Source organism: Enterobacter sp. E14S, assembly GCF_055666685.1.
In genome coordinates, this window is record NZ_JBVODQ010000002.1 from 41,887 (window position 1) to 65,903 (window position 24,017).

A 24,017-nucleotide genomic window follows, 5' to 3' on the forward strand; every position below is an offset into this window, starting at 1 on the left:
CATAAGCCAGACGACTGCACAAGATGTTAATTTTTCGTTAATTTATAGCAGGCTATCTACTTGCTTAATTTTTATATTCTCGCCAGACTATGGCCTCGATTTCGGGAGGGATTCATGGTCTTGCATTCCACGCGCTGGCTGGCGCTCAGTTATTTCACCTATTTCTTTAGCTACGGTATTTTTCTGCCCTTCTGGAGCGTCTGGCTCAAGGGTATCGGCCTGACTCCTGAGACTATCGGTGTCCTGCTGGGGGCCGGGCTGGTGGCGCGTTTCCTCGGCAGCCTGCTGATTGCCCCGCGCGTCAGCGATCCCTCCTTACTGATCAAGGCCGTGCGCATTCTTGCTTTGCTGACGCTGGTCTTTGTTGCCTGCTTCTGGGTCAGCCACCAGTTTGCCTGGCTGATGGTGGTGATGGTCGGCTTTAACCTGTTCTTCTCACCGCTGGTACCGCTGACGGATGCCCTGGCGAACACCTGGCAAAAGCAGATCACCATGGACTACGGCCGCGTGCGCCTGTGGGGCTCAATTGCCTTTGTGATTGGCTCCGCGCTGGTGGGCAAACTGGTCAGCCTTTACGATTACCGCGCCATTCTCGCCCTGCTGAGTATCGGTATTGCCTCGATGCTGCTGGGTATGCTGCTGCGTCCGTCGGTGATGCCGCAAGGGGAAAGCCGCCATCAGGAGAGCGCAGGCTGGCCCGCCTGGCGGAGCCTGGTGGCCCAGAGCTGGCGTTTTCTGGCGTGTGTCTGTCTGCTTCAGGGGGCGCATGCGGCGTACTATGGCTTCAGCGCCATCTACTGGCAGGGGGCGGGATATTCTGCTTCCGCAGTGGGCTATCTGTGGTCGCTGGGGGTAGTGGCCGAAGTCATTATCTTTGCCCTGAGCAAGAAGCTGTTCCGTCGCTTTGGCGCGCGAGACCTCCTGCTGCTTTCCGCCGTGTGCGGCGTGGCGCGCTGGGGGATTATGGGCTGGACGACCGATCTGCCGTGGCTGATAGTGGCGCAAATTCTCCACTGCGGCACCTTTACCGTGTGCCATCTGGCGGCGATGCGCTATATCGCAGCGCGCGAGGGCGGAGACGTTATTCGCCTGCAGGCCGTCTATTCGGCGGTCGCGATGGGGGGCAGTATCGCGATCATGACGGTCTTTGCGGGATTCCTCTACCAGCACCTGGGGCATGGCGTCTTCTGGGTGATGGCGCTGGTCGCCTTACCCGCCATCGTTGTTCGCCCTAAAGTGGTCGCTCGCGCGCCACTATGATTCCAGCATGGCGCGAATATGTTCTTGCTGCTGCGCGTTCAATGTCTCAACGGCATGTATCAGCGGCGGCGAGAACAGCGGCAGGACGGTAGGGTAGGGGGTGATAACCAGCGCGGCTTCGCGCGGTGCCCCCTCTTTCTGGAAAGCCTGCAGCGTCAGATAGCGAATGTTGAGCGGCAGCAGCGTTAGCTCGCGAAGCTGCTGTTCAATCAGGTCCTCGCTGGCTTTATCGTCTCCCGTCAGCAGTATCACCTGTTTTTCGTGCAGATCGGTCTCCTGCATCAGCCAGGCACCGAAAATCACCGCGACAAGACTCATCTCTTCATCAGAAAAACGCAGCCCAAACTCCGCTTCCAGCTCAAACAGCGCTTCCTTCGTGGTGCGTAACAGCCGGGGATAGAGACGATGGATCTCCTCCGGCAGGCTATTGTCGATGCCGATCTCAAACAGCGAGCGGTCCAGCGCCTGAGCCAGATGGATATACAGCTGATCGGTCAGCCCTTGCTCATCGCTGAAGTTCATCCCGGTCTGCGAGCGAAAACGGGCGACCATGCGCACGATGGCCCGGCGCAAGCGCTGATCCTGCTGGTGTTTATCGAGCACCGGATCGGGCGTGCGCAGCATCATAAACAGCAGCGCCAGAAACAGCTGTTCATCCCCGTGCGCACCCTGCGGCACGCGACGTCTCCAGTGACGCACGATCTCCTGGGCCGTAAAATACTCCCCTCTCGACTGGGTCCAGCTGCGCTGAACGTGAGAAAACTGCGGCGTATTCCCGAGCTGGTGCTGAATAAGACAGTATTGCAGATAGAGCTGTAAAAACTGGACGTCGCGGCATTCAAACTGGCGCTGGAGCTTGCGTGAGCAGAAGCCGATCAGCGCCCGCAGGTTCGCATCGTCGTACAGCGGCCGCGCAATGCCGTGTTGTTTAAGCGCGGTTTTTAATGCGGGAGTAAACTGGTGAGAGACAAACTGCGGGCAAAGCCGCAGCGCCCGGCGCAGCCAGTGCAGCAGGCATAAACGCTGATTCAGGGCTGTGCCTTCAATCCGGTAGCTGCCGTCGTGGTGCGTAACGATGTCCAGCCGGTGATAGCGCTGGATTTCATCGCGCGTCTCGGCTATATCTTGCCGTGCCATCGCGTCGTCCACCCCGTTGGCAGCGATTATGCTCTCTGCGGTGACGGCAGCATCGGGCAGGTAAAGCATCAAAAGCACCTGGCAGCGGCGCTGCGAACTGGAAAGCACAGATGGAATTTCAAGCGTCGTCATCATCTGTCGGGTATCCAGTGTGAATGTTTGATAAGAATAGCTAAAGGATGAGCGCTGAAAAGCGCGCCGGCAGGCCTTTCACTCAGGATTGCTGGGGAACATCACAGAATTTTTGACGTGAGGAATTGATGCAAACAGTTAAACAAAGTGCGATGGCGTTATTTTTGGCGGTTATCAGCTTCACCGCCAGCGCACACCCTCACAGTTTTATTGACCTCCAGACCGAGCTGGTTACCGACGGCACGCAGCTGAGCGGCCTGAAGATGCGCTGGACGATGGATGAAATCACCTCGGCCGATCTGCTCTATGATGCGGGAAACGCGAAGCCTGGCGATGAAATCTGGAAAAAGCTGGCGGCGGAAGTAATGGCTAACGTGCTCGGCCAGCACTACTTCACGGAATTCTGGCACAACGGGCAGAAGGTCAAATTTCTTAACCGGCCAACGGAATACGGTATGACGCGTGACGGGCATCAGGCGGTGCTGACGTTTGTGCTTCCGCTGGCGCATCCGCAGCCGCTGGCGGGGCAAACGTACCGCTTTTCTACCTTTGATCCTACCTACTATGTCGACATGCGCTATGACAAAGACGGCGACGTACGGCTGCCGGACGCTCTGCAAAAAAACTGCAAAATTGGCGTGCACACCCCGAAACCCAGCGAAGAGACGCTGAACTTTGCGGTCTCGCTTGATAAAGAAGATGCACCGCCTGAGGACATGGAACTGGGTAAACAGTTCGCGCAGGAGGTGACGTTACAATGTCAGTGATCTCTTCTCCGGTTCGGAAACCGCGCCGCTGGCTGCACCTCTGGCCGCTGGCGCTCTTTCTCCTGCTAGCCGTTTGCGGTTCGCTCTGGCTATGGCAGGCCTGGCCGCAGGTCATGATGAAAAGCATCGTCTGGCAGCGTGAGGTCAACCAGCAGATGAGCGGTCTGCTGAAGGCGGTGGCGGAGAACCCGACCAAAGCGGGCGGATCCCTGCTGGTGTTCAGCTTTATCTATGGCGTTCTGCACGCGCTGGGGCCGGGGCACGGCAAAATCGTGATAACGACCTGGCTCGCGACCCATCCGTCGAAGCTGAAATCGAGTATCGGGCTGACGCTGGCCTCCTCGCTGCTTCAGGGCGGCGTGGCGATTGCGCTCGTCGTGGTCGTGCTTTCGCTGCTGCAGCTTCCCGCGCGCCAGCTGCACATGAGCAGTTTCTGGCTGGAAAAGGGGAGTTACGCGCTGGTGGGCGTGCTGGGGCTGATCCTCTGCTGGCGGGCGCTGAAAAAGCTGCGCGTGCTGCTGCAAAAACCGAAATTCAAAACCTTTACGCCGCATCATGTTCATGATGAAAACTGCGGCTGCGGGCATCAGCATTTGCCCACGCAGGAACAGTTGCAGAGCGGTGACGACTGGCGCGCGCGGCTGATGATTGTTCTCTCGATGGGCATGCGCCCGTGCTCGGGGGCCATCATGGTGCTGCTGTTCAGTAAGGTGATTGGCGTGTTTGGCTGGGGAATGCTTTCCGCGCTGGCGATGGCGGCAGGGACGTCTCTCACCATTTCGTCTTTAGCGCTGCTGGTTCACAGCTTCCGTCAGCTTGCGGTCAGACTCAGCGGCAATAAAACGCCGGTGCTGTGGCGGCAGGTAGGGTGGACAACGCTTGCGCTGGCGGGCGGGATGATTCTGCTGGTGGCGGCGGTGACGATGTGGATGAGCGCCGTGCCGGTGGGAAGGGGATTGCGGCCTTTCTAGCGTACTGAGGGATTTTGTAGGCCCGGTAAGCGTAGCGCCACCGGGCTTAACTAACTGGATTAACGCTTCAGCGCATCGCTCAGTTCATCACGCATGTTGGCCAGCATGGCTTTCACAACGCGTGGGTTACCCGCAACGACGTTGCCGGTAGACATATAGTTATGGCCGCCGGTGAAATCACACACGATGGCGCCTGCTTCACGTGCGATCAGCTCGCCCGCAGCAAAGTCCCACGGCTTCAGTGACAGCTCGAAGTAACCGTCAACGCGGCCTGTTGCTACATAAGCCAGATCCAACGCGGCAGAACCGGTGCGGCGGAAGTCAGCGCATTCGGTAAACAGTTTGCCCAGGATATTCATATAGGTGGTCGCGTGCTGTTTCGCCTTGAACGGGAAACCGGTCGCCAGGATGGTGCCGTCCAGATCGCGTGCGTTGCTGCAGCGCAGACGGTAGCCGTTCAGCTGTGCGCCCTGACCGCGGGTAGCGGTGAACAGTTCATTACGCATTGGATCGTAAACAACGGCGACTTCAGTACGGCCTTTAATGCGTACTGCGATAGACACAGAGAAGTGTGGCAGGCGTTTAACAAAGTTGGTGGTGCCATCCAGTGGATCGATAACCCATTGAACATCCTGATCGGTACCTTCATGTTCACCGCTTTCTTCGGTGATGATGGTGTGCTGCGGGTAAGATTTGCGGATCGTTTCGATAATAATCGCTTCTGCGGCTTTATCGACGTTAGTCACGAAATCATTGCTGCCTTTCTGGCTGGTTTCTACGGAGTCTGGCGTTTCGTAGTGTTTGGCAATTACATTACCCGCCTTGCGCGCTGCGCGCACGGCGATGGTCAGCATCGGATGCATCGGTCTCTCTCACTGGATGTTAAAGAACAGGAAAATCGGCGCAGAGTATAGCAGTGGGATCGGATTATGTCTCCCGTTTATGATAATATGCCGGAATATTCTTCAGACGCTTAATTCAGACATTAAAAATTATGCTGCAAAACATTCGAATCGTGCTGGTCGAAACATCGCACACCGGCAACATGGGCTCCGTTGCCCGCGCTATGAAAACCATGGGCTTAACGAACCTGTGGCTGGTTAACCCGCTGGTGAAACCTGACTCGCAGGCTATCGCCCTGGCGGCCGGTGCCAGCGACGTGATCGGCAACGCTCAGATCGTCGATACCCTTGACGAAGCGCTGGCCGGCTGCAGCCTCGTTGTTGGCACCAGCGCACGTTCACGCACGCTGCCATGGCCGATGCTGGATCCGCGCGAATGCGGCCTGAAAAGCGTCTCAGAAGCGGAACAGGCTCCGGTTGCGCTGGTGTTTGGTCGCGAGCGCGTTGGCCTGACCAACGACGAGCTGCAGAAGTGCCATTATCACGTCGCCATCGCGGCGAACCCGGAATACAGCTCGCTGAACCTGGCGATGGCGGTGCAGGTTATCGCCTATGAGGTGCGTATGGCGTGGCTGGCGACGCAGGAGAAACAGGTAGAGCCTAAAGAAGAAACGGCCTACCCGCTGGTGGACGATCTTGAGCGCTTCTACGGTCACCTGGAGCAGACGCTGCTCTCAACCGGCTTTATCCGTGAAGGCCACCCGGGCCAGGTGATGAACAAGCTGCGCCGTATGTTTACCCGCGCGCGCCCTGAAAGCCAGGAGCTGAATATCCTGCGCGGGATTCTGGCGTCGATTGAGCAGAAGAATAAAGAGTAGTGTCGATTTCCCCCTCTCCCCGTGGGAGAGGGCCGGGGTGAGGGCATCAGGCCGCACCTGGGTTATGAAGGCACGGAACGTTAAATACCTGACTAAAACAGTCAAGTAAATAGTTGACCATTTTAGTCAGGAATGTCAGACTTGGCCCTGCTATGCAATACCCCCATTTTACAATAAAAAACCCCGGGCAGGGGCGAGTTTGAGGTTAAGTAAGACATGAGACTGACATCTAAAGGGCGTTATGCCGTGACCGCGATGCTGGACGTTGCGCTCAACTCCGAAGCGGGCCCGGTTCCGTTGGCTGATATTTCTGAACGACAAGGGATCTCCCTCTCTTACCTGGAACAGCTGTTCTCCAGACTGCGTAAAAATGGACTGGTTTCCAGCGTTCGTGGCCCAGGCGGCGGTTATCTGCTGGGTAAAGACGCGGGCAGTATTGCAGTTGGTGAAGTGATTAGCGCAGTTGACGAATCCGTTGACGCGACCCGTTGCCAGGGTAAAGGCGGCTGCCAGGGCGGCGATAAATGCCTGACCCACGCGCTGTGGCGCGATCTGAGCGACCGTCTCACCGGCTTCCTGAACAACATCACCCTGGGTGAACTGGTCAATAACCAGGAAGTTCTGGATGTCTCTGGTCGTCAGCACGGTCAGGATTCCCAACGCAGCACCCGCGCGCAGGACGCTATCGACGTCAAACTGCGCGCGTAATAAAACGATAAAGATTTCAGAATCAGGCCGGGGCGGTCACGCCCCGCGTACTCGGTCGTACATCCAGCCGGTTGCCTGATTCCTTGCATTGAAGCGATGTACGGAGTTTAAAGAGCAATGAAATTACCGATTTATCTCGATTACTCCGCAACCACGCCGGTGGACCCGCGTGTTGCCGAGAAAATGATGCAGTGTCTGACCCTGGACGGAAACTTTGGTAACCCAGCTTCCCGTTCACACCGTTTTGGCTGGCATGCTGAAGAGGCGGTTGATATCGCCCGTAATCAGATTGCCGACCTGGTGGGTGCCGACCCGCGTGAGATTGTATTCACCTCCGGTGCGACCGAATCCGACAACCTGGCGATCAAAGGTGCAGCCAACTTTTATCAGAAAAAAGGCAAGCACATCATCACCAGCAAAACCGAACACAAAGCCGTGCTGGATACCTGCCGCCAACTGGAGCGTGAAGGGTACGAAGTGACTTACCTGGCGCCACAGAGCAACGGGATCATCGACCTGAAAGAGCTCGAAGCGGCCATGCGTGATGACACCATTCTGGTTTCCATCATGCACGTCAACAACGAAATCGGCGTCGTTCAGGACATCGCGACCATCGGCGAAATGTGCCGCGCGCGCGGTATCATCTACCACGTTGACGCGACCCAGAGCGTGGGCAAACTGCCTATCGACCTGAGCCAGCTGAAAGTGGACCTGATGTCCTTCTCCGGCCACAAAATTTATGGCCCGAAAGGGATCGGCGCGCTGTACGTTCGTCGTAAACCGCGTATCCGCATCGAAGCACAGATGCACGGCGGCGGTCACGAGCGCGGCATGCGTTCCGGCACGCTGCCTGTTCACCAGATCGTGGGCATGGGCGAAGCGTACCGCATTGCAAAAGAAGAGATGGAAACCGAGATGGCGCGCCTGCGCACGCTGCGTAACCGTCTGTGGGACGGCGTGAAAGATATGGAAGAAGTGTATCTGAACGGCGATCTCGAGCAGGGCGCTCCAAACATCCTCAACGTCAGCTTCAACTATGTTGAAGGCGAATCGCTGATCATGGCGCTGAAAGACCTGGCCGTTTCTTCCGGTTCTGCCTGTACGTCTGCAAGCCTGGAGCCATCCTACGTGCTGCGCGCGCTGGGCATGACCGACGAGCTGGCGCACAGCTCTATCCGTTTCTCTTTAGGTCGTTTCACTACCGAAGAAGAGATTGACTACACCATCAAGCTGGTTCGCAACTCCATCGGCCGTCTGCGCGACCTTTCTCCACTGTGGGAAATGTTCAAGCAGGGCGTGGATCTGAACAGCATTGAATGGTCACATCACTAATCGGTACATAAGGAGAATTCAATCATGGCATACAGCGAAAAAGTCATCGATCATTACGAGAACCCGCGCAACGTTGGCTCTTTTGACAACAGCGACGAATCTGTCGGCAGCGGTATGGTTGGCGCACCGGCGTGTGGCGACGTGATGAAGTTGCAGATTAAAGTCAACAATGAAGGTATCATTGAAGACGCGCGCTTCAAGACCTACGGCTGCGGTTCTGCTATCGCGTCCAGCTCCCTGGTTACCGAATGGGTGAAGGGCAAGTCTCTGGACGAAGCACAGGCAATCAAGAACACGGATATTGCTGAAGAACTCGAACTGCCACCGGTGAAAATTCACTGTTCAATTCTGGCAGAAGACGCGATCAAAGCCGCCATTGCGGATTACAAAAGCAAACGTGAAGCAAAATAATTGAGGTTTGAGTATGTCGATTACCCTTAGCGACAGCGCTGCCGCGCGAGTAAGCTCTTTTCTGGCGAACCGTGGTAAAGGCTTTGGCCTGCGACTGGGCGTACGTACCTCCGGCTGTTCTGGTATGGCTTACGTACTGGAGTTTGTTGACGAGCCGGCGTCTGATGACACCGTGTTTGAAGACAAGGGCGTGAAGGTGGTGGTCGATGGCAAAAGCCTGCAATTCCTCAACGGCACTCAGCTGGACTTCGTTAAAGAAGGCCTGAACGAAGGGTTCAAATTCACGAACCCGAACGTCAAAGACGAGTGTGGTTGCGGCGAAAGCTTCCACGTTTAACCGCGCGTCATCCGAAACCCCACCGTGGCTTACCTGCTGCGCGTGGGGTTTGTTCTAACAGGCTACCCCTGAGATTGTTATGGATTACTTCACTCTCTTCGGACTACCCGCTCAATACCCGATTGATCTCCAGGCGCTGACGATCCGTTTTCAGGATCTTCAGCGTCAGTATCACCCGGATAAATTCGCCAGTGGTACTCAGGCAGAACAGCTGGCTGCGGTATCGCACTCTGCGACCATCAACCAGGCCTGGCAGACGCTGCGTCATCCGCTGGCGCGTGCAGAATATCTGCTCTCGCTCCACGGTTTCGATCTGGCGAGCGAACAGCATACCGTGCGCGACACCGCGTTTCTGATGGAACAGCTGGAGCTTCGCGAAGAGCTGGATGAGATTGAACAGGCCAAAGACGAAGCGCGTCTGGAAAGCTTCATCACGCGCGTGAAGGGCATGTTCGATACCCGCCATCAGCAGATGGTGGAGCAACTGAACAACGAGACCTGGGACGCGGCGGCAGACACTGTGCGCAAACTCCGTTTTCTCGATAAACTGCGAAGCAGTGCTGAACAACTCGAAGAAAAGCTGCTCGATTTTTAATTTCGGAAGCAATTATGGCCTTATTACAAATTAGTGAGCCTGGCTTAAGTGCCGCACCGCACCAGCGTCGTCTGGCGGTGGGTATCGATCTGGGCACCACCAATTCCCTCGTGGCGACCGTGCGCAGCGGCCAGGCGGAAACGCTGGCCGACGAGCAGGGCCGCCATCTGCTGCCTTCCGTGGTCCACTACCAGCAGCAGGGTCACGCGGTCGGCTATGACGCCCGCGCCAACGCCGCGCGCGATCCGGCCAACACCATCAGCTCCGTCAAGCGCATGATGGGCCGCTCTCTGGCCGATATTCAGACCCGCTATCCGCATCTGCCGTATCAGCTGCAGGCCAGTGAAAACGGCCTGCCGATGATTGCGACCGCGGCCGGTCTGCTGAACCCGATTCGCGTTTCCTCCGACATCCTCAAAGCGCTGGCGGCGCGCGCGACGGCGACGCTCGGCGGCGATCTGGACGGCGTAGTCATCACCGTTCCGGCCTATTTTGACGATGCACAGCGTCAGGGTACCAAAGACGCCGCGCGTCTGGCAGGCCTGCACGTGCTGCGCCTGCTGAACGAACCGACGGCGGCGGCGATTGCCTACGGCCTCGACTCCGGTCAGGAAGGGGTGATTGCGGTTTACGATCTCGGCGGCGGTACCTTTGATATCTCGATCCTGCGCTTGAGCCGCGGGGTGTTTGAAGTGCTGGCGACCGGCGGGGATTCCGCGCTGGGCGGCGATGACTTCGACCATCTGCTGGCGGATTATATTCGCGAGCAGGCGGGCATCAGCGATCGCAGCGATGCGCGCGTGCAGCGTGAACTGCTGGATGCGGCCATCGACGCTAAAATCGCCCTGAGCGATGCGCAGACGGTTACCGTAAACGTTGCGGGCTGGCAGGGTGAGATCGCCCGCGACCAGTTCAGCGATCTGATTGCCCCGCTGGTGAAACGCACCCTGCTGGCCTGCCGTCGCGCATTGAAAGATGCGGGCGTTGAGGCGAACGAGGTGCTGGAAGTGGTCATGGTGGGCGGTTCGACTCGCGTGCCGCTGGTGCGCGAGCGCGTGGGCGAATTCTTTGGCCGCACGCCGCTGACCTCCATCGACCCGGACAAAGTGGTTGCCGTGGGCGCCGCAATCCAGGCCGATATCCTGGTCGGCAACAAGCCGGACAGCGAAATGCTGCTGCTGGACGTCATCCCGCTATCGCTCGGGTTAGAAACCATGGGCGGCCTGGTGGAGAAAGTGATCCCGCGTAATACCACCATTCCGGTGGCGCGCGCGCAGGAGTTCACCACCTTCAAAGACGGCCAGACCGCGATGTCCATCCACGTGATGCAGGGCGAACGCGAGCTGGTACAGGACTGCCGCTCTCTGGCGCGCTTTGCGCTGCGCGGCATCCCGGCGCTGCCTGCGGGCGGGGCGCATATTCGCGTTACCTTCCAGGTGGATGCGGACGGTCTGCTGAGCGTCACGGCGATGGAAAAATCCACCGGCGTGGAATCGTCCATTCAGGTGAAGCCGTCCTACGGCCTGACCGATGGCGAAATCGCCTCCATGATTCAGGACTCAATGAGCTACGCCGAGCAGGATGTGAAGGCGCGTATGCTGGCTGAACAGAAAGTTGAAGCCGCCCGCGTGCTGGAGAGCCTGAACGGCGCGCTCGCTGCCGATGCCGCGCTGTTAAGCGCCGCTGAGCGCCAGGTGATTGACGACGCTGCCGCGCATTTAAGCGCAGTAGCAGAAGGCAATGACGCTGACGCAATAGAAGAAGCCATTAAAAACGTTGATAAACAAACCCAGGACTTTGCTGCTCGCCGCATGGACAAATCTGTCCGCGTCGCGCTGAAAGGCCAGTCCGTGGACGAGGTTTAATATGCCAAAGATTGTAATTTTGCCTCATGCGGACCTCTGTCCGGATGGCGCTGTTCTGGAAGCGAAGACCGGTGAAACCATTCTCGATGTAGCCCTGCGCGCTGGTATCGAAGTGGAACACGCCTGTGAAAAATCCTGTGCCTGCACCACCTGCCACTGCATCGTGCGTGAAGGTTTCGACTCTCTCGCCGAGAGCACCGAAGACGAAGACGACATGCTGGATAAAGCATGGGGTCTGGAGCCAGACAGCCGCCTGAGCTGCCAGGCTGCGGTGACCGATGAAGATCTGGTCGTGGAATTCCCACGCTACACCATCAACCACGCACGCGAGCACTGATATGGGACTGAAGTGGACAGACAGCCGTGAAATCGGCGAAGCGCTCTACGACGCGAACCCGGATCTCGATCCGAAGACCGTACGATTCACCGACATGCACCAGTGGATCTGCGATCTAGAGGATTTCGACGACGATCCAAACGCATCCAATGAAAAAATTCTGGAGGCGATTCTGTTAGTCTGGTTAGATGAAGCAGAATAATTTCCACGTCATGCTTCACGTTGCCGATGCGTTGGCTGCGCTTGTTCACCCCGGTCACAGAGTTATCTCTGCTCCCGGGGATTCACTCGCTTGCCGCCTTCCTGCAACGCGAATCATTTAGTGGAAAGAGACTCTATGGGCTGCCTTCAGGCGGCCCGTTTGCTAATAAGGATAAATAAAATGACCGAAGCGATGAAGATTACGCTCTCTACGCAGCCAGCCGATGCGCGCTGGGGCGAGAAAGCCACCTACAGCATCAACAACGACGGCATTACCCTGCACCTGACGGGCAAAGATGATCTGGGCCTGATCCAGCGTGCCGCGCGTAAAATTGATGGTCTGGGCATTAAACATGTCTCCCTGGAAGGTGAAGGCTGGGACACCGACCGCAGCTGGGCATTCTGGGCAGGCTACAAAGGCCCGAAAGGCACCCGCAAAATTGAGTGGGCAAACCTTGATGCCGCCGGTCAGAAAGAGCTGGAAAGCCGCCTGCAAATTATCGACTGGGTGCGTGACACCATCAACGCCCCGGCGGAAGAGCTTGGTCCTGAGCAGCTGGCGCAGCGCGCGGTTGACCTGCTGTGCGGCGTGGCGGGCGACAAGATGTCCTACCGCATCACCAAAGGTGAAGACCTGCGCGAGCAGAATTATATGGGTATCCACACCGTGGGCCGTGGTTCTGAGCGTCCTCCGGTCCTGCTGGCGCTGGATTACAACCCAACCGGCGATAAAGCGGCGCCAGTATTTGCCTGCCTGGTGGGTAAAGGCATCACCTTCGATACCGGCGGCTACAGCCTGAAGCAGAGCGCATTTATGGACTCCATGAAGTCCGACATGGGCGGCGCGGCAACTATCACCGGCGCGCTGGCGTTCGCCATTACCCGCGGTCTGAACAAGCGCGTGAAGCTGTATCTGTGCTGCGCGGACAACATGGTGAGCGGTAACGCCTTCAAGCTGGGCGACATCATTCGCTATCGCAACGGCAAAAACGTCGAAGTGATGAACACCGACGCCGAAGGCCGCCTGGTGCTGGCCGATGGCCTGATCGACGCGTCTGCGCAGAAGCCCGAGCTGATTATCGACATGGCGACCCTGACCGGCGCGGCAAAAACCGCCCTGGGCAACGACTACCACGCGCTGTTCAGCTTCGACGATAAGCTGGCCGCTCGCCTGCTGGCAAGCGCCGCTGCCGAAAACGAACCGTTCTGGCGTCTGCCGCTGGCCGAGTTCCACCGCAGCCAGCTGCCGTCCAACTTTGCCGAGCTGAACAACACGGCGAGCGCGGCGTACCCTGCGGGTGCCAGCACCGCAGCAGGCTTCCTGTCCCACTTCGTTGAGAATTATCACGAAGGCTGGCTGCACATCGACTGTTCCGCAACCTACCGTAAAGCGGCGGTTGAGCAGTGGTCCGCTGGCGCGACCGGTCTGGGCGTGCGTACCGTGGCGAACCTGCTGACGGCTGAGTAATCTTTATTGCCCTCACCCTAACCCTCTCCCAAGGGGAGAGGGGATGGTTTGCTCCCTCACCCTTGAGGGAGAGGGCCGGGGTGAGGGGAAATGCATCATCTGGAATTATTATGTCCGAAACCAAAAACGAATTAGAAACCCTGCTGGAGCAGGCGGCGACCGAGCCCGCACACCGTCCGGCATTTTTCCGCACGCTGCTGGAATCCACCGTCTGGGTGCCGGGCACCGCGGCGGAAGGTGAGCAGGTTGTCGAAGATAGCGCGCTGGATCTGCTGCACTGGGAGAAAGACGACGGCACGTCGGTGATCCCGTTCTTTACCTCGCTGGAAGCTCTGCAGGAAGCGGTAGAAGACGAACAGGCGTTCGTGGTGATGCCGGTGCGTACCCTGTTCGAAATGACGCTGGGCCAGACGCTGTTCCTTAACGCGAAGCTGCCGACCGGGAAAGAGTTTACCCCGCGTGAAATCAGCCATCTGATAGGTGAAGAGGGCAACCCGCTCAGCACCCAGGAAGTGCTGGAAGGGGGCGAAACGCTGCTGCTGTCTGAAGTAGCCGAGCCGCCCGCGCAGATGATTGATTCCCTCACGACGCTGTTCAAAACCCTGAAACCGGTTAGACGCGCGTTTCTCTGCTCCATTAAAGAGCGTGCGGACGAGCATCCGGTTCTGCTGATTGGTATTGAGGCGGACGGCGATATCGACGATATCATTCAGGCCGCGGGAAGCGTGGCGACCGACACGCTGCCGGGCGACGAGCCGATTGATATCTGCCAGGTGAAGAACGGTGAGAAGGGCATCAGCCACTTTATTACCGAGCACATCACGCCGTTCTACGAGCGTCGCTGGGGCGGCTTCCTGCGCGATCTCAAAACCAACCGCATAATCTGATTACGGCGGGGTGAATATCACCCCGTTGCTTCCAGCAGCAGTAAATCCATCAGCAGCACCAGATTCGACTCAAACGACGTCACCCCCGCGGCTTCGGCGGCGAAGTGTACCGCTTCGTCATAGAGGGCAAAATGTACGTCCGCCATCCCCGCCAGCGTATTGGCCGAGGCGCGGGTAAACGCGACGATCGTCATACCGACGTTTTTGGCAATCCGCGCTTTATCCAGCACCTGCTCCGTTTCGCCGCTGCGCGAGACGGCAATAAACACCTGATAGCGGGCGGCGTTGCTGAGGAAAATATTCCGGCTGTCCCCCGGCCCGGAGATAAACGCCGTTTTGCCCAGCACCTGTAGCTTCTTGGTCAGGTACTCCGCAAACAGATAGGAAAACCCGGCCCCGTAGAGAAAGAAGCTCTCTTTCTGGCGCAGCAGGTCGGCAAACTGCTGGCGCTTCTCCTGCGTGACCCACTGGAAGGTGTGCTGATAGTTGGCGATAAACTGATTAAACAGCGCCGGGAGTTCAGGAAGCGACTGCCCCTGGGCGGCAATATGCGGCGTGTCGGAGAGCAGCTGCTTGCAGTGCCAGATAAACTCGCTAAAGCCGCTGAACCCCAGCTTCTGACACAGCCGCATGATGGTGGCGGTAGAAACAAACGTCGCCTGCGCCAGCTCGCGTACCGTGATGTTGCCCACCAGCAGCGGGTGCTCCGTGAGGTGGGCGAGGACGCGATACTCCGCGCGGGTCAGCGACGCCCCGCGCGTTAACAGCGTGGCCAGGCGGTTATCCATTATTTCGCGGGTTCGACAGGCAGATCGTCTCGCGCACCCCATTCGCTCCAGGCGCCGTCGTAGAGCGTGACGTCGTTCGCGCCGAGCGTGGCGAGCGCCAGGATCACCACGCAGGCCGTTACGCCGGAGCCGCAGCTGGCAATAATCGGACGATGTAAATCCACGCCAGCACGGTCAAAAATGGCCCGCAGCTCGTCGGTGGTTTTCAGCTCGCCCTCAAACACCAGCTCGCCCCACGGCACGTTCAGCGCCCCCGGAATATGTCCGCGCTTCAGCCCCGGACGCGGTTCATCCGCTTCGGCATTGAATCGCGGAGCAGGACGGGCATCGACGATTTGCGCCGTTTTTTCATGACTCACGACCAGCACGTCGGTCAGGCGTTTCACCACGTGCGCGTCGAACGTGGCGTCGAACTCGCCTTCCGGCAGCGTCACGTCACCCTGCTGGAGCGGCAGCTCGTCGCGCTTCCAGCCCGCCAGCCCGCCCGCCAGAATAGAGACTTTTTCCACGCCGAAGTTCTTCAGCATCCACCACGCGCGCGGGGCGGAGAAGAGGTTACCTTCATCATAAACAACGAGGTGTTTGTCTTTGCTGACGCCCAGCTCGCGCATCGCCACAGAAAACGCTTCCGGGCGCGGCAGCATGTGCGGCAGGGGAGAGTTGCGATCGGAGAGGGCTTCGATATCAAAAAATACCGCGCCAGGCAGATGTCCGGCACGGTATTCCGCGACCATATCGCGAAGGTGTTCCTGCCCGGCCGGGCCATACGCGCGTCAATAATCTGAACTTCCGGATCGTCACCGTGCTCAATCAGCCAGTCGGCGGCGACAAAATATGAGGTGGACATGGGTTGCCTCCATTCTTTTCCGTAAAAAAGGATTGTCGGTGTTTTTTCTGACACCGACAAGCAAACCACGTTCAACTCGCGAGCAAGCCCCTATTTTTTCACCGTTTCGCCGTCCTGCCAGGCTTTTTGCAGCGCAGGCCAGTAGTCGCGGTTGGCCTCGATCATCTCATCCAGAATCGCTTTCGCGTGTTCCATGGTCGGCACGGTGCGGTTGAGGGTGAACGCCTGCAGGGCTTTCTCATAGCTGCCCTCGATGGTGGCCTCCACCAGCAGTTGTTCAGAGGCGAGCTGCTGTTGCAAAAGGGTCTGATGGAACAGCGGCACCTGACCGACGCGAATCGGTTCCGGGCCTTCGGAGGTGATATAAGCGGGCACTTCCACCACGGCATCGTAAGGCAGGTTGGTAATCGCCCCGCGGTTTTCCACCATCACCAGATGGCGGCTCCGTAGGTTAAAGGCCAGCGAGCAGGCGACATCGACGATAAACTCGCCGTGGACGCCTACGTGGAAGGCGTCCGGCAGGATCCCGGTGCGCTTGTATTCTTCGGCAGCGGCGAACAGCTTTTTCTCGCGCCCGTCCATCACTTCATTGGCGCGGGTATAGTCCGGGTTCTGATGCTCCACGATCTGGTTCGGCATCAGGTAGTACTGCAGATACGGGTTCGGCAGATACTCCGGGAAGTTGTCCATGATCGGCTTAATGTTGCGCCAGGTTTTGACCCATGATGGATCGGAATGCTGCGGATCGGTTTTAGCCGCATCTTCCGTCAGCAGGCCAAACTTCGCGATATGTTTACGCAGTTCGGGAAGCTTGTCTTCGCCGTCCACCAGCACGCGGGTAAACCAGCCGAAGTGGTTCAGGCCGAAGTAGTCCACCTCCAGCCTGCGGCGATCGACACCCAGAATCGCCCCCATATTGCGCATCGCGGCGACAGGCATATCGCAGATGTTCAGCACCCGCGCATTTGGCCGCAGCCGGCGCACGCCCTCCGCGACAATCGCCGCCGGATTGGAGTAGTTCACGATCCAGGCTTTCTCGTGCGCGTAGCGATCCACCAGATCGATAAGCTCCACCATCGGCAGGATCGTGCGCAGTCCGTATGCCAGGCCGCCGGGTCCGCACGTTTCCTGGCCGACCACGCCGTGACGCAGCGGGATCTTCTCGTCCTGCTCGCGCATCTTGTACTGGCCGACGCGCATCTGGGCGAAGACGAAATGCGCGCCGCTGAACGCCACTTCCGGGTCGCTGGTGACGGTAAATTTGATGCTCTGACTGTGGTCGCGAATGACCTTTTCGACGACGGGTGCAATGGTGTTCTGACGCGCCTCGTCGATGTCATAAAGGCGGATTTCGGCCAGCGGGAAATCCTGCAGGCGCACCATCAGGCTTTTCACAATGCCCGGCGTGTAGGTGCTGCCGCCGCCGGCAATCGACAGAATAAATGGGGGTGTAAACATCTTTAGCTCCTTTCAGAGAAACGTCTCAACGGCTTCTCGCATTTTTTTGACGTGCAGCCCGTAGACCACCTGAACGTTGTTACCTTGTTTGATAATCCCTTTCGCGCCGGTCGCCTTGAGTCGCGGCTCATCGATAATGGCGACGTCCTTCACCGTGACGCGTAAGCGGGTGTAGCAGTTGTCCACAACCTCAATGTTTTCCCGGCCGCCCAGACCCGTCACGATGGATTCGCCCAGCCCGTCGTTATTGCCCTTCGCCTGGTACTCCTGCTTGCTGTAGAGGCGCGTCTCCTGATCTTCATCTTCACGGCCCGGCGTTTTCATGTTGAAGCGCAGGATCAGGAAGCGGAACACCACGAAGTAGAGGGCAAACATGATCAGCCCGACCACGATGTACATCGGCCAGTTGGACTTCTCCGTGCCGAGCGGCAGGTTGTAGAGGATGAAGTCGATAAACCCGTTGGCGCCGATGGCGTGAACGCCCAGCAGCGAGAACAGCATCATGCCGATGCCGGTCAGCACCGCGTGCACCACGAAGAGCAGCGGAGCGACGAACAGGAAGGAGAACTCAATCGGCTCGGTCACGCCGACCAGCAGCGAGGTCAGCGCCGCCGGGATCAGAATGGCTTTCGCAATGGCTTTACGCTCCGGCTTTGCGGTCATATACATCGCCAGGGCTGCGGCAGGCAGGCCGAACATCTTGCTGATGCCGCGCGCGTCCCACACCACGGTGCTGCTGAGCTGCTTCACGTCCGGGCAGGCCATCTCGGCGAAATAGATATTGCGTGCGCCCTGATAGGTTGCGCCGCACACCTCCTGCGTGCCGCCCAGCTCGGTATAGAGGAACGGGGTATAAACCAGATGGTGCAGGCCGGTGGGGACCAGAATACGTTCCAGGAAACCGTAGATTGCCACGCCAAACGGCCCGGAGCCTTTGATGGCCAGCGCCAGGGCGCTAATGCCGTGCTGGGCATACGGCCACAGTTCACTCATCACCACGCCGAGCAGCATGGAGACGGGGAGCATGACGATGGCGACAAAACAGTGGCCGGAGTAAATTGCCATCGCGCCATTAAACTGTACGCCGGAGTATTTGTTGTACAGATATCCGGAGAGCGCCCCGGTCAGGATCCCGGCAAAAACGCCCATCTCCAGCACCTGCACGCCCAGCACCATGGTCTGCCCGGCCGCTTTCATCTGGGCCGCTGGCGCCAGCGCGCCCTGCAGCTGTAGCGTGACGTTCATGGCGTTGATGAACACGACAAAGGTCACCAGACCAATCAGCGCGGCATAGCCTTTATCACGCATCGCCAGACCAATCGGGATCCCGACGGCAAACACCAGCGCCAGGTTGACCAGCACCGACACGGCAGATTTCGCGATAAGCTGACCAAGGTGCTGAATCAGCGGATGGCCCAGAAACGGCAGGTATTCAGCGAGATTACCGTTACCCAGCACGTTACCAAAGGCGATAAACAGACCGACGATCGGTAAGATAAGTACCGGTCCATACAATGATTTTCCGAAATTTTGTAGGGCGTTCACGGCTCGTTTCATGGCTTTCTCTCTTTTTGAACCGCGCACTCGGGGTGCGTCATGGTCATAAAACTAGCAGCCTTCGGGCGAGCTTAGCCAGCTATCTTCTTGTTTTAAAAACAAATGACTTGAAAGGTAACATGTGACGTTATGTGCTGTGATCGCGGTTCCATCACGGCATAGAGGCGTGATGCCGTTCTGCGAGACGCTTTCCAGATTTTAAAATTGGCCTTTTTGAATTAATGAAACTTGCGGATAATACTTATCCGGACGACGACCAACAGGCTCCATGGGCCAGGGACAAAGGATGAAACCGTTTCGCTTAGCCGCGCTCTCTCTTGCGCTGCTCACCACGTTTACGCTTGTCGGCTGTGATAACAGCGACGATAAATCTCAGGCTGCGGCTCCCGCGGCATCCACCGCATCCACACCGAAAGCTGCAGAAAAGCCCAGTGCTGAAACGCTGGCTAAGCTGGCCGCTCAAAGTCAGGGAAAAGCGCTGACGCTGCTGGATACCTCAGAAGTTCAGCTCGACGGTGCCGCCACGCTGGTGCTGACCTTTTCTGTTCCGCTGAATCCCGATCAGGATTTCGCGAAAACGGTGCACGTCGTGGATAAGAAAAGCGGCAAGGTTGACGGGGCGTGGGAACTAGCGCCTAACCTGAAAGAGCTTCGCCTGCGCCATCTGGAGCCTAACCGCAACCTGGTCGTCACCGTTGAACGTGACCTGCAGGCGCTGAACAAGGCGACGTTCGGCATTGATTATGAAAAAGCCCTGACCACCCGGGACATTGAACCTACCGTTGGTTTTGCCAGCCGCGGCTCGCTGCTGCCGGGCAAGGTGGTGGAAGGTCTGCCGGTGATGGCGCTCAACGTCAACAATGTTGATGTCAACTTTTACCGCGTGAAGCCGGAATCGCTGGCCTCCCTTGTCAGCCAGTGGGAGTACCGTAACTCGCTGACCAACTGGGAATCCGATAACCTGCTGAAGATGGCGGAGCTGGTTTACACCGGTCGATTCGATCTTAATCCGGCGCGCAACACGCGCGAAAAATTGCTGTTGCCCCTGAAGGATATTAAACCGCTCCAGCAGTCTGGCGTTTATATCGCGGTCATGAACCAGGCTGGGCACTATAACTACAGCAATGCCGCAACGCTCTTTACCCTAAGCGATATTGGCCTGTCCGCTCACCGTTACCATAACCGCCTGGATATTTTCACTCAGAGTCTGGAAAACGGTGCGGCGCAGTCCGGCGTGACCGTCACGCTGCTGAACGATAAAGGCCAGACTCTCGCCGAGGCGAAGAGCGATGCCGACGGTCATGCGAAGCTTGAAACGGACAAAGAAGCCGCGCTGATTCTGGCGAGCAAAGACGGCCAGACCACGCTGCTTGACCTCAAGCTTCCGGCGCTGGATCTGGCGGAGTTCGATATTGCCGGTAGCCCCGGCTACAGCAAGCAATTCTTTATGTTTGGCCCGCGCGATCTCTATCGTCCGGGTGAAACGGTGATCCTCAACGGCTTACTGCGCGACAGTGACGGTAAGCCGCTTCCCGATCAGCCCGTGAAGCTTGACGTGCTGCGCCCGGATGGACAGGTCGCGCGTACGATTGTCGTCAAGCCAGAGAACGGGCTCTATCGCTTTAACTATCCGCTGGACAGTGGGGCGCAGACCGGTATGTGGCATATCCGCGCCAACACGGGCGATAACCTGCAGCGCCTGTGGGACTTCCACGTCGAAGACTTCATGCCCGAGCGTATGGCATTGAACCTGAGCGGACAAAAATCGCCGGTTTCACCGCAGGATAACGTGGACTTTAACGTGGTGGGCTATTACCTGTATGGCGCACCGGCCAACGGTAATTCTTTGCAGGGCCAGCTTTTCCTGCGTCCGCTGCGTGACGCGGTGGCTACGCTGCCGGGCTTCCAGTTTGGCGATATCGCTGAGGAGAACCTGAGCCGCAGCCTGGATGAAGTACAGCTTACGCTCGACGAGCAGGGGCGTGGACAGGTCAGCACCGAAAGCCAGTGGAAAGAGGTCCACTCTCCACTGCAATTGATCCTGCAGGCCAGCCTGCTCGAGTCCGGCGGTCGTCCGGTGACGCGTCGCGCTGAGCAGGCCATCTGGCCGGCGGCTGATCTGCCGGGTATCCGCCCTCAGTTCGCCAGTAAAGCCGTTTACGACTACCGCACCGATACCACCGTCAACCAGCCGATTGTTGACGAGAACGGCAACGCCAGCTTCGACATCGTTTACGCCGATGCCAGCGGAGCGAAAAAAGCGGTTTCCGGTTTGCAGGTACGCCTGATCCGCGAGCGCCGCGACTACTTCTGGAACTGGTCTGAGAGCGAAGGCTGGCAGTCTCAGTTCGATCAAAAAGATCTGGTTGAAGGCGAGCAGGAGCTGACTCTCAAGGCCGACGAGACGGGTAAAGTCACCTTCCCGGTGGAGTGGGGCTCATACCGTCTGGAAGTTAAAGCGCCTGATGAGATGGTCAGCAGCGTGCGCTTCTGGGCAGGCTACAGCTGGCAGGATAACAGCGACGGCACCGGGGCTGCACGTCCTGACCGCGTGACGCTGAAACTGGATAAGCCAGCCTATCAGCCAGGCGATACCATTAACCTGCACATTGCAGCGCCAGCAGCAGGTAAGGGCTATGCGATGATCGAGTCCAGCGAAGGGCCGCTGTGGTGGAAAGAGATCGACGTACCGGCAAACGGGCTTGATCTCGCTATCCCGGTCGACAAAGCCTGGAAACGTCACGATCTCTACCTGAGTACGCTGGTGGTTCGTCCTGGGGATAAATCGAAATCCGCCACGCCGAAACGCGCGGTCGGCCTGCTGCATCTGCCGATGGGCGATGAAAATCGTCGTCTGAACATTGCGCTCGATAACCCGCAGAAAATGCGTCCAAACCAGACGCTCTCTGTGAAGGTGAAAGCCAGCGTGAAAGAGGGTGCGGTTCCGCAGAAAGTGAACGTGCTGGTCTCGGCGGTGGACAGCGGCGTGCTGAATATTACCGATTACGTTACGCCCGATCCGTGGCAGGCTTTCTTCGGCCAGAAGCGCTATGGTGCGGATATCTACGATATCTACGGCCAGGTCATCGAAGGGCAGGGCCGCCTGGCCGCGCTGCGCTTTGGTGGTGACGGTGATGAGCTGAAGCGCGGCGGTAAGCCGCCGGTGAACCACGTCACCATTATTGCCCAGCAGGCACAGCCGGTTACGCTGGATGCCAACGGAGAAGGCACAATTACGCTGCCGATTGGTGATTTCAACGGCGAGCTGCGTCTGATGGCGCAGGCCTGGACGGAAGACGATTTCGGCAGCAGCGAAAGCAAGGTCGTGGTGGCTGCGCCGGTCATTACCGAGCTTAACACGCCGCGCTTCCTGGCAAGCGGGGACACCTCACGGCTGACTCTGGATCTCACCAACCTGACGGACAAGCCGCAAACGCTGAATGTCGCCCTGACCGCGACAGGAAAACTGTCGCTGGAAGGCTCGCAGCCGCAGCCGGTTCAGTTGTCTCCTGGCGCGCGCAGTACCCTGTTTATTCCGGTGCGTGCGCTGGACGGTTATGGTGATGGCGAGGTGACTGCTCAGGTGACCGGCCTGCAGCTTCCGGGCGAGTCTTTCGCACCGCAGCAAAAGAGCTGGAAAATCGGCGTGCGTCCGGCGTTCCCGGCGCAGACGGTGAATACTGGTGCCATGCTGAACCCCGGCGAGTCCTGGACCGCACCGGCGCAGCATAGTAACGGTTTCTCTCCTGCTACCCTGCAGGGACAACTGCTGCTGAGCGGCAAACCACCGCTTAACCTGGCGCGCTATATTCGCGAGCTGCAGGCGTATCCGTATGGCTGCCTGGAGCAGACCACCAGTGGCCTGTTCCCGTCGCTCTACACCAACGCGGCGCAGCTGACTGCACTTGGCATCAAGGGCGACACCGATGACAAGCGCCGCGCAGCGATTGATATTGGCATCTCCCGTCTGCTGCAGATGCAGCGTGAAGACGGTGGTTTTGCGCTGTGGGATAAAAACGGTCCGGAAGAGTACTGGCTGACGGCCTACGTGACCGACTTCCTGGTGCGCGCGGGCGAGCAGGGTTACAGCGTACCTGCCGATGCAGTGAATAACGCCAATAACCGCCTGCTGCGCTACCTGCAGGATCCGGGCATGATGTCCATTCGCTACAGCGACGATACTCAGGCCAGCAAGTTTGCCGTGCAGGCCTATGCCGCGCTGGTGCTGGCACGTCAGCAAAAAGCGCCGCTGGGCGCGCTGCGTGAAATCTGGGATCGCCACGGGCAGGCGGCTTCCGGGCTTCCGCTGATGCAGCTGGGCATGGCGCTCAAACTGATGGGCGATGCACCGCGCAGCCAGCAGGCGCTGGATCTGGCGCTCAAAACCCCGCGCAACGACAGCAAAAACTGGATGGCCGATTACGGCAGCCAGCTTCGCGATAACGCGCTGATGCTCTCTCTTCTGGAGGAGTACAAGCTGCTGCCGGATGCGCAAAATACGCTGCTGAATGCTCTGTCTGAACAGGCCTTCAGCCAGCGCTGGCTGTCAACGCAGGAGAGCAATGCGCTGTTCCTGGCCGGACGCTCGCTGCAAACCCTGTCTGGTACGTGGCAGGCGAAAACTTCGCTGTCTGAGACCGCATCAGGCGGCGATAAGTCACTGGTGCAAAACGTGAGCGGCGACCAGCTTGGCGCGCTGCAGGTGACCAATACCGGGACAACACCGCTGTGGGTACGCCTGGACAGCACCGGTTATCCGGAATATGCCCCTCAGCCGAGCGCGAACGTGCTGCAGGTGGAACGTCATATCCTGGCAACCGACGGCAGCAGTAAATCGCTCTCCTCGCTGAAGAGCGGTGAGCTGGTGCTGGTGTGGCTGGACGTTAAAGCCAGCCAGAACGTGCCGGATGCGCTGGTGGTGGATCTGCTCCCTGCGGGTCTGGAGCTGGAAAACCAGAACCTGGCGAGCAGCAGCGCCAGCCTGCAGGACAGCGGCAGTGAGGTACAGAACCTGCTCAGCCAGATGCAGCAGGCGGACATTCAGCATATGGAATTCCGCGACGACCGCTTTGTGGCTGCCGTACCGGTAAACGAAGGTCAGCCGGTCACGCTGGTCTATCTGGCCCGTGCCGTGACGCCGGGAACCTATCAGGTGCCGGTCCCGATGGTGGAGTCTATGTACGTTCCGCAGTGGCGGGCAACGGGGGCGGCCAGCGGCCCGCTGATTGTTGTTCCGTAA

The 24,017-nt window shown here is 58.4% G+C and carries 20 protein-coding genes and 1 pseudogene; 15 read left to right on the forward strand and 6 right to left on the reverse strand.

The window, feature by feature from the left end; genetic code table 11:
• Nucleotides 1–114: 114 nt before the first annotated feature.
• Nucleotides 115–1,260 carry a 3-phenylpropionate MFS transporter gene (locus ACZ6J2_RS05455; RefSeq protein WP_471725094.1) on the forward strand — a complete coding sequence of 382 codons (1,146 nt, stop codon included), beginning with the start codon at nt 115–117 and terminating at the stop codon, nt 1,258–1,260.
• Here ACZ6J2_RS05455 and csiE read toward each other — a convergent pair.
• The gene (gene csiE / locus ACZ6J2_RS05460; RefSeq protein ID WP_033146227.1) at nt 1,255–2,532 is read right to left on the reverse strand and encodes a stationary phase inducible protein CsiE; all 1,278 of its coding nucleotides are present in this window, start codon (nt 2,530–2,532) and stop codon (nt 1,255–1,257) included. The two genes, ACZ6J2_RS05455 and csiE, sit on opposite strands and share 6 nt — an antisense overlap.
• A 125-nt stretch (nt 2,533–2,657) precedes the next feature.
• Here csiE and ACZ6J2_RS05465 point away from each other — a divergent pair, with 125 nt between their 5' ends.
• Together ACZ6J2_RS05465 and ACZ6J2_RS05470 are read left to right on the forward strand one after the other, a co-directional pair.
• A complete protein-coding gene (locus tag ACZ6J2_RS05465) occupies nt 2,658–3,296 on the forward strand; it encodes a DUF1007 family protein (RefSeq protein ID WP_121931818.1) in 639 nt (212 codons plus the stop codon).
• Nucleotides 3,287–4,267: a nickel/cobalt transporter gene (locus tag ACZ6J2_RS05470; protein ID WP_471725095.1), complete on the forward strand. Its 981-nt coding sequence runs from the start codon at nt 3,287–3,289 to the stop codon at nt 4,265–4,267. The genes ACZ6J2_RS05465 and ACZ6J2_RS05470 overlap by 10 nt, the downstream gene beginning before the upstream one ends.
• A 59-nt stretch (nt 4,268–4,326) precedes the next feature.
• On the opposite strand, the gene suhB is transcribed toward ACZ6J2_RS05470, so the two are convergent.
• On the reverse strand, nt 4,327–5,130 hold the full coding sequence (gene suhB, locus ACZ6J2_RS05475; protein ID WP_023308828.1) for an inositol-1-monophosphatase: 804 nt from the start codon (nt 5,128–5,130) through the stop codon (nt 4,327–4,329).
• A gap of 131 nt (nt 5,131–5,261) precedes the next feature.
• On the opposite strand from suhB, the gene trmJ reads away from it, so the two are divergent.
• The 11 genes from trmJ to sseB all read left to right on the forward strand — a co-directional run bounded on the left by trmJ (nt 5,262) and on the right by sseB (nt 14,128).
• A complete protein-coding gene (trmJ, locus tag ACZ6J2_RS05480) occupies nt 5,262–5,987 on the forward strand; it encodes a tRNA (cytosine(32)/uridine(32)-2'-O)-methyltransferase TrmJ (RefSeq protein ID WP_033146224.1) in 726 nt (241 codons plus the stop codon).
• A gap of 216 nt (nt 5,988–6,203) precedes the next feature.
• On the forward strand, nt 6,204–6,695 hold the full coding sequence (iscR, locus tag ACZ6J2_RS05485; protein ID WP_023308826.1) for a Fe-S cluster assembly transcriptional regulator IscR: 492 nt from the start codon (nt 6,204–6,206) through the stop codon (nt 6,693–6,695).
• 117 nt (nt 6,696–6,812) lie between these two features.
• Nucleotides 6,813–8,027 (forward strand): cysteine desulfurase, encoded by a 1,215-nt coding sequence (gene iscS / locus ACZ6J2_RS05490; RefSeq protein WP_008502157.1) that lies wholly within the window; start codon nt 6,813–6,815, stop codon nt 8,025–8,027.
• Nucleotides 8,028–8,051: 24 nt separating this feature from the next.
• Complete coding sequence (iscU, locus tag ACZ6J2_RS05495; RefSeq protein WP_003860661.1) at nt 8,052–8,438, forward strand: Fe-S cluster assembly scaffold IscU; 387 nt, start codon at nt 8,052–8,054, stop codon at nt 8,436–8,438.
• Between the two features lie 13 nt (nt 8,439–8,451).
• Nucleotides 8,452–8,775, forward strand: a complete 324-nt coding sequence (gene iscA, locus ACZ6J2_RS05500) for an iron-sulfur cluster assembly protein IscA (protein WP_003860659.1) — start codon at nt 8,452–8,454, stop codon at nt 8,773–8,775.
• Nucleotides 8,776–8,854: 79 nt separating this feature from the next.
• Nucleotides 8,855–9,370, forward strand: coding sequence for a co-chaperone HscB (gene hscB / locus ACZ6J2_RS05505; protein WP_048976602.1), 516 nt, complete (start codon nt 8,855–8,857; stop codon nt 9,368–9,370).
• A gap of 14 nt (nt 9,371–9,384) precedes the next feature.
• Nucleotides 9,385–11,235 (forward strand): Fe-S protein assembly chaperone HscA, encoded by a 1,851-nt coding sequence (gene hscA / locus ACZ6J2_RS05510; RefSeq protein WP_033146222.1) that lies wholly within the window; start codon nt 9,385–9,387, stop codon nt 11,233–11,235.
• A 1-nt stretch (nt 11,236) separates the two neighbouring features.
• A complete protein-coding gene (gene fdx, locus ACZ6J2_RS05515; protein ID WP_003860652.1) occupies nt 11,237–11,572 on the forward strand; it encodes an ISC system 2Fe-2S type ferredoxin in 336 nt (111 codons plus the stop codon).
• A gap of 1 nt (nt 11,573) precedes the next feature.
• Nucleotides 11,574–11,774, forward strand: a complete 201-nt coding sequence (iscX, locus tag ACZ6J2_RS05520) for a Fe-S cluster assembly protein IscX (protein WP_003860650.1) — start codon at nt 11,574–11,576, stop codon at nt 11,772–11,774.
• A gap of 180 nt (nt 11,775–11,954) precedes the next feature.
• Nucleotides 11,955–13,241, forward strand: a complete 1,287-nt coding sequence (pepB, locus tag ACZ6J2_RS05525) for an aminopeptidase PepB (protein WP_032659444.1) — start codon at nt 11,955–11,957, stop codon at nt 13,239–13,241.
• A gap of 110 nt (nt 13,242–13,351) precedes the next feature.
• Nucleotides 13,352–14,128, forward strand: coding sequence for an enhanced serine sensitivity protein SseB (gene sseB / locus ACZ6J2_RS05530; protein ID WP_023333036.1), 777 nt, complete (start codon nt 13,352–13,354; stop codon nt 14,126–14,128).
• A gap of 17 nt (nt 14,129–14,145) precedes the next feature.
• On the opposite strand, the gene ACZ6J2_RS05535 is transcribed toward sseB, so the two are convergent.
• The 4 genes and pseudogenes from ACZ6J2_RS05535 to ACZ6J2_RS05550 form a co-directional block, all read right to left on the reverse strand.
• Nucleotides 14,146–14,916, reverse strand: coding sequence for a MurR/RpiR family transcriptional regulator (locus ACZ6J2_RS05535; RefSeq protein ID WP_047652683.1), 771 nt, complete (start codon nt 14,914–14,916; stop codon nt 14,146–14,148).
• Nucleotides 14,916–15,763: pseudogene (gene sseA, locus ACZ6J2_RS05540) on the reverse strand (3-mercaptopyruvate sulfurtransferase). The gene ACZ6J2_RS05535 and the pseudogene sseA overlap by 1 nt, the downstream one beginning before the upstream one ends.
• A gap of 90 nt (nt 15,764–15,853) precedes the next feature.
• Nucleotides 15,854–17,221: a 6-phospho-alpha-glucosidase gene (locus ACZ6J2_RS05545; protein WP_045888293.1), complete on the reverse strand. Its 1,368-nt coding sequence runs from the start codon at nt 17,219–17,221 to the stop codon at nt 15,854–15,856.
• 12 nt (nt 17,222–17,233) lie between these two features.
• Nucleotides 17,234–18,778: a PTS transporter subunit EIIC gene (locus ACZ6J2_RS05550; RefSeq protein WP_471725098.1), complete on the reverse strand. Its 1,545-nt coding sequence runs from the start codon at nt 18,776–18,778 to the stop codon at nt 17,234–17,236.
• 286 nt (nt 18,779–19,064) lie between these two features.
• Between ACZ6J2_RS05550 and ACZ6J2_RS05555 the strand changes: the two genes are divergently transcribed.
• Nucleotides 19,065–24,017: an alpha-2-macroglobulin family protein gene (locus tag ACZ6J2_RS05555; protein ID WP_471725099.1), complete on the forward strand. Its 4,953-nt coding sequence runs from the start codon at nt 19,065–19,067 to the stop codon at nt 24,015–24,017.

Excerpts from the sequence above, each read along its gene's own strand:
- ACZ6J2_RS05550 (WP_471725098.1), bottom strand. The coding sequence starts at position 18,778 with ATGAAACGAGCCGTGAACGCCCTACAAAATTTCGGAAAATCATTGTAT.
- iscU (WP_003860661.1), top strand. The coding sequence starts at position 8,052 with ATGGCATACAGCGAAAAAGTCATCGATCATTACGAGAACCCGCGCAAC.
- iscX (WP_003860650.1), top strand. The coding sequence starts at position 11,574 with ATGGGACTGAAGTGGACAGACAGCCGTGAAATCGGCGAAGCGCTCTAC.
- hscA (WP_033146222.1), top strand. The coding sequence starts at position 9,385 with ATGGCCTTATTACAAATTAGTGAGCCTGGCTTAAGTGCCGCACCGCAC.
- pepB (WP_032659444.1), top strand. The coding sequence starts at position 11,955 with ATGACCGAAGCGATGAAGATTACGCTCTCTACGCAGCCAGCCGATGCG.
- ACZ6J2_RS05555 (WP_471725099.1), top strand. The coding sequence starts at position 19,065 with ATGAAACCGTTTCGCTTAGCCGCGCTCTCTCTTGCGCTGCTCACCACG.
- iscS (WP_008502157.1), top strand. The coding sequence starts at position 6,813 with ATGAAATTACCGATTTATCTCGATTACTCCGCAACCACGCCGGTGGAC.
- ACZ6J2_RS05465 (WP_121931818.1), top strand. The coding sequence starts at position 2,658 with ATGCAAACAGTTAAACAAAGTGCGATGGCGTTATTTTTGGCGGTTATC.
- sseB (WP_023333036.1), top strand. The coding sequence starts at position 13,352 with ATGTCCGAAACCAAAAACGAATTAGAAACCCTGCTGGAGCAGGCGGCG.
- ACZ6J2_RS05455 (WP_471725094.1), top strand. The coding sequence starts at position 115 with ATGGTCTTGCATTCCACGCGCTGGCTGGCGCTCAGTTATTTCACCTAT.
- fdx (WP_003860652.1), top strand. The coding sequence starts at position 11,237 with ATGCCAAAGATTGTAATTTTGCCTCATGCGGACCTCTGTCCGGATGGC.
- ACZ6J2_RS05545 (WP_045888293.1), bottom strand. The coding sequence starts at position 17,221 with ATGTTTACACCCCCATTTATTCTGTCGATTGCCGGCGGCGGCAGCACC.
- csiE (WP_033146227.1), bottom strand. The coding sequence starts at position 2,532 with ATGATGACGACGCTTGAAATTCCATCTGTGCTTTCCAGTTCGCAGCGC.
- suhB (WP_023308828.1), bottom strand. The coding sequence starts at position 5,130 with ATGCATCCGATGCTGACCATCGCCGTGCGCGCAGCGCGCAAGGCGGGT.
- ACZ6J2_RS05535 (WP_047652683.1), bottom strand. The coding sequence starts at position 14,916 with ATGGATAACCGCCTGGCCACGCTGTTAACGCGCGGGGCGTCGCTGACC.
- ACZ6J2_RS05470 (WP_471725095.1), top strand. The coding sequence starts at position 3,287 with ATGTCAGTGATCTCTTCTCCGGTTCGGAAACCGCGCCGCTGGCTGCAC.
- iscA (WP_003860659.1), top strand. The coding sequence starts at position 8,452 with ATGTCGATTACCCTTAGCGACAGCGCTGCCGCGCGAGTAAGCTCTTTT.
- hscB (WP_048976602.1), top strand. The coding sequence starts at position 8,855 with ATGGATTACTTCACTCTCTTCGGACTACCCGCTCAATACCCGATTGAT.
- iscR (WP_023308826.1), top strand. The coding sequence starts at position 6,204 with ATGAGACTGACATCTAAAGGGCGTTATGCCGTGACCGCGATGCTGGAC.
- trmJ (WP_033146224.1), top strand. The coding sequence starts at position 5,262 with ATGCTGCAAAACATTCGAATCGTGCTGGTCGAAACATCGCACACCGGC.